8 protein-coding genes are annotated in these 9,208 nt (G+C 63.7%); 7 read left to right on the top strand and 1 reads right to left on the bottom strand.

Annotation, left to right across the window (positions count from 1 at the left end):
* From RA24_RS06265 to trpE, 3 genes are all read left to right on the top strand, one after another.
* Positions 1 to 772, top strand: a 772-nt coding sequence (locus tag RA24_RS06265; RefSeq protein WP_039190542.1) for an aminotransferase class I/II-fold pyridoxal phosphate-dependent enzyme, incomplete at its 5' end; no start/stop codon positions are given.
* A gap of 118 nt (positions 773 to 890) precedes the next feature.
* The gene (locus RA24_RS06260) at positions 891 to 2,732 is read left to right on the top strand and encodes a SurA N-terminal domain-containing protein (protein ID WP_039190540.1); all 1,842 of its coding nucleotides are present in this window, start codon (positions 891 to 893) and stop codon (positions 2,730 to 2,732) included.
* A gap of 16 nt (positions 2,733 to 2,748) precedes the next feature.
* Positions 2,749 to 4,260 (top strand): anthranilate synthase component I, encoded by a 1,512-nt coding sequence (trpE, locus tag RA24_RS06255; protein WP_039190538.1) that lies wholly within the window; start codon positions 2,749 to 2,751, stop codon positions 4,258 to 4,260.
* A gap of 97 nt (positions 4,261 to 4,357) precedes the next feature.
* On the opposite strand, the gene RA24_RS06250 is transcribed toward trpE, so the two are convergent.
* Entirely contained in the window at positions 4,358 to 5,926 is a 1,569-nt protein-coding gene (locus RA24_RS06250) for a divergent polysaccharide deacteylase family protein (RefSeq protein WP_039190536.1), read from the bottom strand.
* Positions 5,927 to 6,114: 188 nt separating this feature from the next.
* Between RA24_RS06250 and RA24_RS06245 the strand changes: the two genes are divergently transcribed.
* From RA24_RS06245 to trpC, 4 genes are read left to right on the top strand one after another with little or no spacing between them, the layout of a single operon-like run.
* Complete coding sequence (locus RA24_RS06245; RefSeq protein WP_039170188.1) at positions 6,115 to 6,696, top strand: anthranilate synthase component II; 582 nt, start codon at positions 6,115 to 6,117, stop codon at positions 6,694 to 6,696.
* Positions 6,693 to 7,712, top strand: a complete 1,020-nt coding sequence (gene trpD, locus RA24_RS06240; RefSeq protein WP_039190534.1) for an anthranilate phosphoribosyltransferase — start codon at positions 6,693 to 6,695, stop codon at positions 7,710 to 7,712. The genes RA24_RS06245 and trpD overlap by 4 nt, the downstream gene beginning before the upstream one ends.
* Positions 7,709 to 8,380, top strand: a complete 672-nt coding sequence (locus tag RA24_RS06235) for a uracil-DNA glycosylase (protein WP_039190533.1) — start codon at positions 7,709 to 7,711, stop codon at positions 8,378 to 8,380. The genes trpD and RA24_RS06235 overlap by 4 nt, the downstream gene beginning before the upstream one ends.
* Before the next feature lie 11 nt (positions 8,381 to 8,391).
* Positions 8,392 to 9,204: an indole-3-glycerol phosphate synthase TrpC gene (gene trpC / locus RA24_RS06230; RefSeq protein WP_039190531.1), complete on the top strand. Its 813-nt coding sequence runs from the start codon at positions 8,392 to 8,394 to the stop codon at positions 9,202 to 9,204.
* Positions 9,205 to 9,208: the final 4 nt, after the last annotated feature.

The raw sequence follows: 9,208 nt of genomic DNA, 5'->3' as shown, positions 1-9,208 counted from the left end.
GGCGGGCGTCACCGCCGTGCCGCTGCATGTGGGCGCGGGGATGCTGCCGGATCTGGCCGCGGCTGAGGCCCTTATCACCGACCGCACCCGCGCCATCGTGCTGGTCACGCCCAACAACCCTTGCGGCGTGGAATACCCCAGCGGCCTGGTCCAGTCATTCTTCAGCCTCGCCCGCAGCCGCGGCTTGGCGCTGATCGTAGATGAAACCTATCGCGACTTCGACAGCCGCGGCGGCGCCCCGCATGGGCTGTTTCAGATGCCGGATTGGGACAGCACCCTGATCCACCTCTATTCCTTCTCCAAGGCCTACCGGCTGACCGGCCACCGCGTCGGCGCCATCGCCGCCTCAGCGGACCGCCTGTTTGAGATGGAGAAATTTCTGGACACCGTCACCATCTGCCCCTCGCAATTGGGGCAGGCCGGCGCGCTGTGGGGCATTGAAAACCTGCATCACTGGCTGGCAGGCGAACGACTGGAGATCCTCGACCGCCGCCTCGCGATTGAGGAAGGCTTTCCGGTGCTGGCCGCAAACGGCTGGAAACTCCTCGGTTGCGGCGCCTATTTCGCTTATGTCGAACACCCGTTCGACCAGCCCGCGGACCAGATTGCTCGCAAGCTGGTAAAGGAGGCGTCCATCCTGATGCTGCCGGGCTCAATGTTCATGCCCGAGGGCGACCCGGACGGTGCCCGCCAGTTCCGCATTGCCTTTGCCAATGTGGACCGCGCGGGCATTCACACGCTGTTTGAACGCTTGGCCGCGTTTAATCCCTGACCATCCAGCAGTTTGCGCTGCATTCATCTTGCCCCTCTGCGGGCAGCCGCGTATTCAGTCAGCGGCATTTCCCGCTGCAAGGCACCCCCTTGCGCGGCAGAACAATAAAGAGGGCATCATGGCCGCAGGCATGAAACATCTATCCAAAACCTTCGTCTGGATCCTGATGGGGATGCTGATTGTCGGCCTTGCCGGCTTTGGCGCCGTGAATTTCTCCAGCTCCTCTTCCTCCGTCGCGCAGGTCGGTGACGAGGATGTTAGCATTGGCACCTATGTGCGTGAGCTGCAGCGCGAGCAGCGTGCCCTGCAGGCGCAGACCGGTCAGGCCATGTCCATGGCGCAGATGACCGCTTTCGGCCTCGACCGGGTGGTTCTGGGCCGCCTGATTTCCCTCGCGGCATTGGATCACGAGGCTAAAAGCCTTGGCCTGTCGCTGGGTGATGAAAACCTGATCGAGGAACTGGCCGCCATCGACGCCTTCCAGGGTGTGAACGGACAGTTCGACCGCGAGGCCTACAGCTTTGCTCTGCGCAATGCCGGCCTCACTGAAAAGGAATTCGAAGAAGACCTGCGCCGCGAGGCCGCCCGCACCATCGTGCAAAGCGCGGTACTGTCCGGCGCAAAAATGCCCGATACCCTGACCGAAACCCTGACCAGCTACATCGGCGCCCGCCGCAGCTTCTCCTATGTGCAGATCAATGCCGCGGAAATCGCCCTGACAGCTGAGGTGCCATCGGACGCGGACCTGAAAGCTTTCTACGAGGCCAATCAGGACCAGTTCATGCTGCCGGAAACCAAGGTCATCACCTACGCCGCCCTGCGCCCTTCCATGCTGCTGGATGAGATCGAAGTGGACGAAGCCCAGCTGCAGCGCCTGTTCGAGGACCGCTCTGATCAGTATCAGGTTCCCGAACGCCGTCTGGTCGAACGTCTGGTGTTTGGCGATGAGGAAGCCGCCGCCAGCGCCAAGGCGCAGCTGGAAACCGGCGGTGCCACCTTCGAAAGCCTGGTCGAGACCCGCGGCCTGACACTTCAGGACATCGACATGGGCGACGTCACCATGGGCGACCTTGGCGCAGCCGGCACTGATGTCTTTGCTGCTGAGGTGGGCACCGTGGCAGGCCCCCTGCCCTCGGACCTTGGCCCGGCGCTCTACCGTGTGAACGGCCGGCTTGAGGCTCAGATCACCACCTTTGATGACGCCAAGCCGGAACTGGTGGAGGAACTGGCCTCCGACCGCGCCCGCCGCCTGGTGGAAACTCAGGCCGAGGACATTGACGACATGCTGGCCGGCGGCGCCACGCTGGAGGAGCTGGCAACCGACAGCGGCCTGGAGCTGGCCCAGATCAATTGGACCGAGGACAGCAGCGATGACATTGCAGCCTATGAGGGCTTCCGCACCGCCGCCGCTGCCGTCACTGCAGACGACTTCCCCGAGGTTGGCTTCCTTGAGGACGGCAGCCTGTTTGCCCTCCGCCTGGATGACACCCTTCCGGAACGCCCGGAACCCTTTGGTGATGCCAAGGACAAGATCCTGGCCGCCTGGCAGGCGGATCGGATTGCTGTGGCGCTGAAGGATCAGGGCGAAGCGTTGCTGGCGCAGGCAGAGGCAACAGATGGATTTTCTGAGGACGCCGAAGTGAAAACAGAAACCGGCCTCACCCGCACAGCCTATATCGACACCGTGCCGGCCGGTCTGGTCGCAGGTGCCTTTGAAATGGAGCTTGGCGATTTCCGCCTGGTGCAGGATGCAGAATCCGCCGTGGTTGTCCGCCTCGACGCCATCCTGCCGCCGGAGGCAAGCGACGACATGACCCTGCTGACCCAGGCACTTCAGGCGCAGCTGGACCAGTCGCTGGCGCAGGAGCTGTTCCAGGCCTATACGCAGGACGTCCAGACCCGCGCCGAACCCCGTGTAGACCAGCAGGCGCTGAACGCAGCGCAGGCGAACTTCCAGTAATCAAGGCACTTGACCCATGGCCCTGACCCCCGATTTCGACACGTTCGCCAAAGCCTATGAGGCCGGCGAAAACCAAGTCGTCTACACCCGCCTTGCTGCAGATCTCGACACGCCGGTGTCACTGATGCTCAAGCTGACCGGCGCCCAGAAGGACGCCTTCATGCTTGAATCGGTGACCGGCGGCGAAGTGCGCGGGCGCTACTCAATCATCGGAATGAAACCGGACCTAGTCTGGCGCTGCCACGGGGAGCAGTCAGCCCTGAACCGCTCGGCGCGGTTTGACGCGGATGACTTCACCCCGCAGGACGGAAACCCGATGGACAACCTGCGGGCGCTGATTGCCGAGAGCAAGATTGACCTGCCGGATGATCTGCCTCAGGCCGCGGCCGGCCTCTTTGGCTACCTCGGCTATGACATGATCCGCCTGGTTGAGCATCTGCCGGACGTGAACCCCGACCCGCTCGGCCTGCCCGATGCGCTGATGCTGCGCCCCTCGGTCATTGCGGTTCTGGACGGCGTCAAGGGTGAGGTCACCGTGGTATCCCCCGTCTGGTCCAGCGACGGCCAGACCGCCAAGGCTGCTTATGCCCAGGCCGCCGAACGGGTGATGGACGCGGTGCGCGATCTGGAACGCGCCATGCCCGCCGAAAGCCGCGACCTCGGCGACGCGCACGAAGTTTCCCCGCCGGTCTCGAACTTCACCAAGGACGGCTACATGGCCGCGGTGGAGAAGGCCAAGGAATATATCCGCGCAGGCGACATCTTTCAGGTCGTTCCGGCACAGCGCTGGACCCAGGAATTCCGCCAGCCGCCGTTTGCACTTTACCGCTCGCTGCGGCGCACCAATCCGTCGCCCTTCATGTTCTACTTCAACTTTGGCGGCTTCCAGGTTGTCGGGGCATCACCGGAAATCCTCGTCCGTGTTTTCGGGCAGGAGGTCACCATCCGCCCGATCGCGGGCACCCGCCCGCGCGGCGCCTCACCCGAAGAAGATAAGGCGCTGGAAGCGGATTTGCTGGCCGACAAGAAGGAACTGGCCGAACACCTGATGCTGTTGGATCTGGGCCGCAACGACACCGGCCGGGTGGCCAAGATCGGCACCGTGCGCCCAACCGAGAAATTCATCATCGAGCGTTACAGCCACGTGATGCACATCGTCTCCAACGTGGTGGGGGAACTGGCAGAGGACAAGGACGCGCTCGACGCTTTCTTTGCCGGTATGCCCGCGGGCACCGTCTCCGGCGCGCCCAAGGTGCGGGCGATGGAAATCATCGACGAACTGGAACCGGAGAAGCGCGGCATCTACGGCGGCGGCGTCGGCTATTTCTCGGCTGGCGGCGACATGGACATGTGCATCGCCCTGCGCACCGCCATCGTCAAGGATCAGAACCTCTATATCCAGGCCGGCGGCGGCGTTGTGTACGACAGCGACCCGGAGGCGGAATATATGGAGACCGTCCATAAATCCAACGCCATCCGCCGCGCAGCCGCCGATGCCGCACGCTTTACTGGCAGCGGCAATAGCTGATGCACAGGCTTGCCGCGCTGCGGCTTCTTTCTGGTTGAAAATACCCCCGCCGGAGGCAGCGGCGCCCTTTCAGGGCGCCGTTTTCATTTGGCAGTACTCACTTGCCGGGCAGCAGCGACTCAAGGCTGGCCGAGACTGGCGCAAGTGCCACCCGCTCTGCCCGGTCCTGCAGCCCCCACAACAGCAAAGCTGAGATCGTATCCGGGCGCAGACGGCCCAGCATGATGACTGCACCTTCCTGCCCGGCCCGGAACGCCGCCTGATCCAGGAACCGCCGGATTGCCCGCGGATCCTGACCCGCACCGTCAAAGTCGCGGAACACCACCCCGGCCGGCACGCCATCGCGCAGTGCCAGTTTCTGCACGGTATTGAGACCGCTGTCCTGGGTCAGCAGCCCATAGCCGACAGCGGCGGCATATGCCGCCACCTGATCCGCCAGCGCCCGGTTGCCCTGCACGCCGGTCTCCACCCCTTCCAGGATTGCCATGGCCTCGGGCAGCTTGCTCCTCCAGACCTCAAATGCCGTTTCCGCGTCCTGCGGCGAGGCTTCGCGCGGCAGGTCGGCCAGCATCAGAACTTCAAACCCGGCAGCCCGGCGCGCCGCCATTTTCCCGGCGGCCTCCGGGTCTTCGGGGTCAATGGCAAAGCTCAAGGGATAGGGGAATTCCGCCAGCGCCTCCGACCCGACAGCGCCCGCATCGTCAATCAGCACGATCGACATCAGGGGCCGGTCCTCGGGATTGAAGAACGGTTCGGAATTGGCCGAAAAGGGGGTGGCGTCTGGTCCGCCTGCAGCAGAAACTGCTTCCTGCTCGTCCCGCTCAGTAAGCGGCACAACCGGTGTTCCGATGCTCGGTGTCAGCGAAGCAGGATCGGCGGCTTCTGCGGCAGCTTCCGGCTCATTTGCGCCGGGTTCAGCCGCACCGCTGCCGTTCTCTGATGCGTCTGGCACAGCAGGGGCTGCGCTGATAACCGGCAATGTGGTCGCCTGCGGAGCGGAACCGATATCCGGGGTCTGAACGGTACGGGTATCCGGTGCTCCAACTGTCTTGGGCGCCGTTTCAGGTTCCTGGGCCCCAATCGTCGCAGTTACCACCGTTTCACCGTTGCCTTCCGGTTCCGGCGCAGGCTCCGTCGCGGCCTCTACTGCGCTTTCGCTGCGCGGTGCTTCAGGCACCGCAGGCAGCACAGCCTGCGGCTGGGGTACAGACGCAGTGTCCGCCGTGACCGGTGCTTCGGCCAATGCCAGGCTTTCCGAGCCTTCTGCGGAGGTGGACAGCCCAACTGCTGGTTTCTGCGCTGGCGTGGTATCGGCACCCGCAAGGGCGCTCAGATCATCCTGTGCAGTCCCGCTGATGGGCACTTCTGGCTGAACTTCAGCCAGGTCTGCGTCCCGTCCTTGGCCATTGCCGGGGACGTCTGCTTCGCCGCTTCCTCCATTGGGCATCTGCGGCGCATCGCCGGGGTCATGCGAAACCGCTTCAAGTTCCGTTGAACCTGTATTTTCCGCTGGTTCAGATGTGCCGCCTGCGGTCTCTTCGGCGGGCTCTGGCGCTTGTTCCGGCTTGGCCGCCATCTGCGGCAAAGGCACTGACAATGACAGCATCGCCAGCCCGCCAGCCGCCAGTAATGCCCCGACACTCACGCCGCCCAGAAATCCACGCATGCCTGTTTTGCCTCTCAATCTTTCTGAGGTGCTGCGCCGTATCAGCCTGCCTGCGCGATCCTTGTGCCGGTTCGCCCCTGCATTCGCCTTTCCTGCCCTTGACGCTGCCCCGTATCCCTGAACAAGTATGTTGCAACCACTATACTGCGGCGCGCACCCCGCCCGCCACCCTTAAAAGAGCCCGCAAGATGCTGCTGCTGATCGATAACTACGATTCCTTCACCTACAACCTCGTCCATTACCTCGGCGAGCTTGGCGCCGAAATGGAAGTGCACCGCAACGACGCCATCAACGTGCAGGAAGCGATGGCGATGAAGCCCGCAGGCATTCTGCTGTCGCCCGGCCCGTGCGACCCGGATCAGGCCGGCATTTGCCTCGCCCTGACAGAAGCCGCGGCGGAGACCAAGACGCCCCTGATGGGTGTCTGCCTTGGCCACCAGACCATCGGCCAGGCCTTTGGCGGCAAGGTGGTCCGCTGCCACGAGATCGTGCACGGCAAGATGGGCATGATGCACCACAAGGACACCGGCGTTTTCAAGGGTTTACCGACACCTTTTGAGGCAACCCGCTACCACTCCCTGGTGGTGGAGCGCGAAAGCCTGCCCGATTGCCTGGAAATCACGGCTGAACTGGAAGACGGCACCATCATGGGCCTGCAGCACAAGGAGCTGCCGATCCACGGCGTCCAGTTCCACCCGGAATCCATCGCCTCGGAACACGGCCATGCGCTGCTGAAAAACTTCCTCGACGTGATGCAGGTGCCGGCATGAGCGACCAGCTGAAGCCGCTGATCGGTGCAGCCGCCGAGCGATCCCTGACCCGCGAAGAAGCCGAAAAAGCCTTCACCCTGCTGTTTGAGGGCGAAGCCACGCCCAGCCAGATCGGCGGCCTGCTGATGGCGATGCGCACCCGAGGTGAAAGCGTTGACGAATACGCCGCCGCCGCCGCCGTGATGCGCGCCAAATGCAATCCGGTGAAGGCCCCGGCCGGTGCGATGGATATCGTTGGCACCGGCGGCGACGGCAAAAATACCCTCAATATCTCCACCGCCACCGCCTTTGTCGCCGCGGGCGCCGGCGTTGTGGTCGCCAAGCACGGAAACCGCAATCTCAGCTCCAAATCCGGCACCGCCGACATGCAGTCCCAAATGGGCATCAACGTGATGGTCGGGCCGGAAGTGGTTGAAAAGGCAATAAATGAAGCCGGGATCGGTTTCATGATGGCGCCGATGCACCACCCGGCAGTGGCTCATGTGATGCCAACCCGCCAGGAGCTGGGCACCCGCACTATCTTCAACATCCTCGGCCCGCTCACCAACCCGGCAGGCGTCAAACGCCAGCTGACCGGCGCCTTCAGCCGCGAGATGATCCGCCCGATGGCGGAAACGCTCAAGGCGCTTGGCTCAGATCGCGCTTGGCTCGTGCATGGCTCCGATGGCACGGATGAGCTGACCATCACCGGTGTCAGCTGGGTTTCCGCGCTGGAGGAAGACGGCACCATCCGCGATGTCGAATTGCACCCTGAGGACGCGGGCCTTCCGGTGCATTCCTTTGACAAGATTATCGGCGGCACGCCGGAGGAGAACGCCATGGCCTTCCGGGTTCTGCTGCAGGGCACGCCTTCGGCCTACCGCGACGCGGTGCTGCTGAACGCCGCCGCCGCACTGGTCGTCGCAGGCAAGGCCGCAGACCTCAAGGAAGGCGCCGCGCTGGCCGCCGAGTCGATCGACAGCGGCGCCGCCAAGGCCAAGGTCGAGGCGCTGGCCCGGATCACCTCAGCCGCATGACCGGTCTGCCCGCAGGGCTGGGCGCCTGGTCCAGCCTGCCGTTCTTTCAGGATCAATGGCCGGGCATTGCCGCCGCGATCGCAGCGGACGCCCGGGACATTCTGCCGCCCGCGCACCAGCGGTTTGCGGCGCTGGAACTGACCCAGCCGCAGGACACCCGCGTGGTGATCCTGGGCCAGGACCCCTATCCCACACCCGGCCACGCTCACGGACTGGCCTTCTCGGCAGAACCGCATGTGCGCCCCCTTCCCCGCTCTTTGTCCAATATTTACAAGGAGCTGCAGGAGGACCTTGGTGTCACCCGCCCCAACGCGGACCTGCGCCCATGGGCGCAACAGGGTGTGCTTTTGCTGAACACCGCTCTCTCGGTCCCAGCGGGTGAAGCAAACGGCCACAAGAATCTCGGCTGGCACCACCTGGTTCACCAGGTACTGGAGCAGACCTCGGAAACCCCGACGGCCTACATTCTCTGGGGAAATGCGGCGCAAAAGCTTGAAAAACATATCAAACCGGGCGATCACCTGATCCTGAAAACCGCCCATCCCTCGCCCCTGTCGGCGCGGCGCGGTTTCTTCGGGTCCCGGCCCTTTTCAAAAGTGAACAATTGGCTTACCGCCCGCGGCGAGGATGCCATAGACTGGAACGCAGGAACGGAGGCCCAGGCATGAGTGGAACTGGAATGACCGAAAACGTGCTCGACAAGATCAAGGCCTACAAGCTCGAGGAAGTGGCCGCGGACAAGGCCGCCAAACCGCTTGAGGCGGTCGAGGCCGAGGCGAAGAATGCCTCCCCGGTGCGCGGTTTCGCCAAAAGCCTGATGCAAGCTAACCGCTCCGGCTACGGCCTGATTGCCGAGATCAAGAAGGCGAGTCCTTCCAAGGGCCTGATCCGCCCCGATTTTGAACCTGCGGAACTCGCCAAGGCTTATGAAGACGGCGGCGCCACCTGCCTGTCGGTGCTGACGGACACTCCCAGTTTCCAGGGCGCCAAGGAGTTCCTTACCCAGGCCCGCGCCGCCTGCTCCCTGCCCGCATTGCGCAAGGATTTCATGTACGACACCTATCAGGTCGCCGAAGCCCGCGCGCTGGGGGCTGACTGCATCCTGATCATCCTTGCCTCGGTTTCCGACGCCCAGGCGCAGGAGTTGGAGGAAAGTGCCTTTGAGTGGGGCATGGATGTGCTCTTGGAAGTGCATGACGCGGAAGAACTGGAACGTGCCTGCAACCTGAAATCACCGCTGATGGGCATCAACAACCGCAACCTCAAAACCTTTGAGACCACGCTGGACACCACCCGCACGCTGTCCCGCATGGTGCCTGCCGATCGCACCATCGTCTGCGAAAGCGGGTTGTTCACCCCTGCGGACCTCAGCGATATGGCCCGCTACGGCGCCCGCACCTTCCTGATCGGCGAGAGCCTGATGCGGCAGGATGATGTGGCCGGCGCCACCCGTGCGCTGCTCGCCAACCCGCTGATGCCGGGCATGATGTAAGGAG

This window comes from Leisingera sp. ANG-M6 (genome assembly GCF_000813905.1).
Classification (GTDB): domain Bacteria; phylum Pseudomonadota; class Alphaproteobacteria; order Rhodobacterales; family Rhodobacteraceae; genus Leisingera.
The sequence above is the reverse complement of the archived record's forward strand: the minus strand, read 5'-3'. Positions and strand labels throughout refer to the sequence as shown.

Bases quoted from the DNA above. Each gene is read 5' to 3' on its own strand.
- RA24_RS06245 (WP_039170188.1), top strand. From the start codon at position 6,115: ATGCTGCTGCTGATCGATAACTACGATTCCTTCACCTACAACCTCGTC.
- trpD (WP_039190534.1), top strand. From the start codon at position 6,693: ATGAGCGACCAGCTGAAGCCGCTGATCGGTGCAGCCGCCGAGCGATCC.
- trpE (WP_039190538.1), top strand. From the start codon at position 2,749: ATGGCCCTGACCCCCGATTTCGACACGTTCGCCAAAGCCTATGAGGCC.
- trpC (WP_039190531.1), top strand. From the start codon at position 8,392: ATGACCGAAAACGTGCTCGACAAGATCAAGGCCTACAAGCTCGAGGAA.
- RA24_RS06260 (WP_039190540.1), top strand. From the start codon at position 891: ATGGCCGCAGGCATGAAACATCTATCCAAAACCTTCGTCTGGATCCTG.
- RA24_RS06250 (WP_039190536.1), bottom strand. From the start codon at position 5,926: ATGCGTGGATTTCTGGGCGGCGTGAGTGTCGGGGCATTACTGGCGGCT.
- RA24_RS06235 (WP_039190533.1), top strand. From the start codon at position 7,709: ATGACCGGTCTGCCCGCAGGGCTGGGCGCCTGGTCCAGCCTGCCGTTC.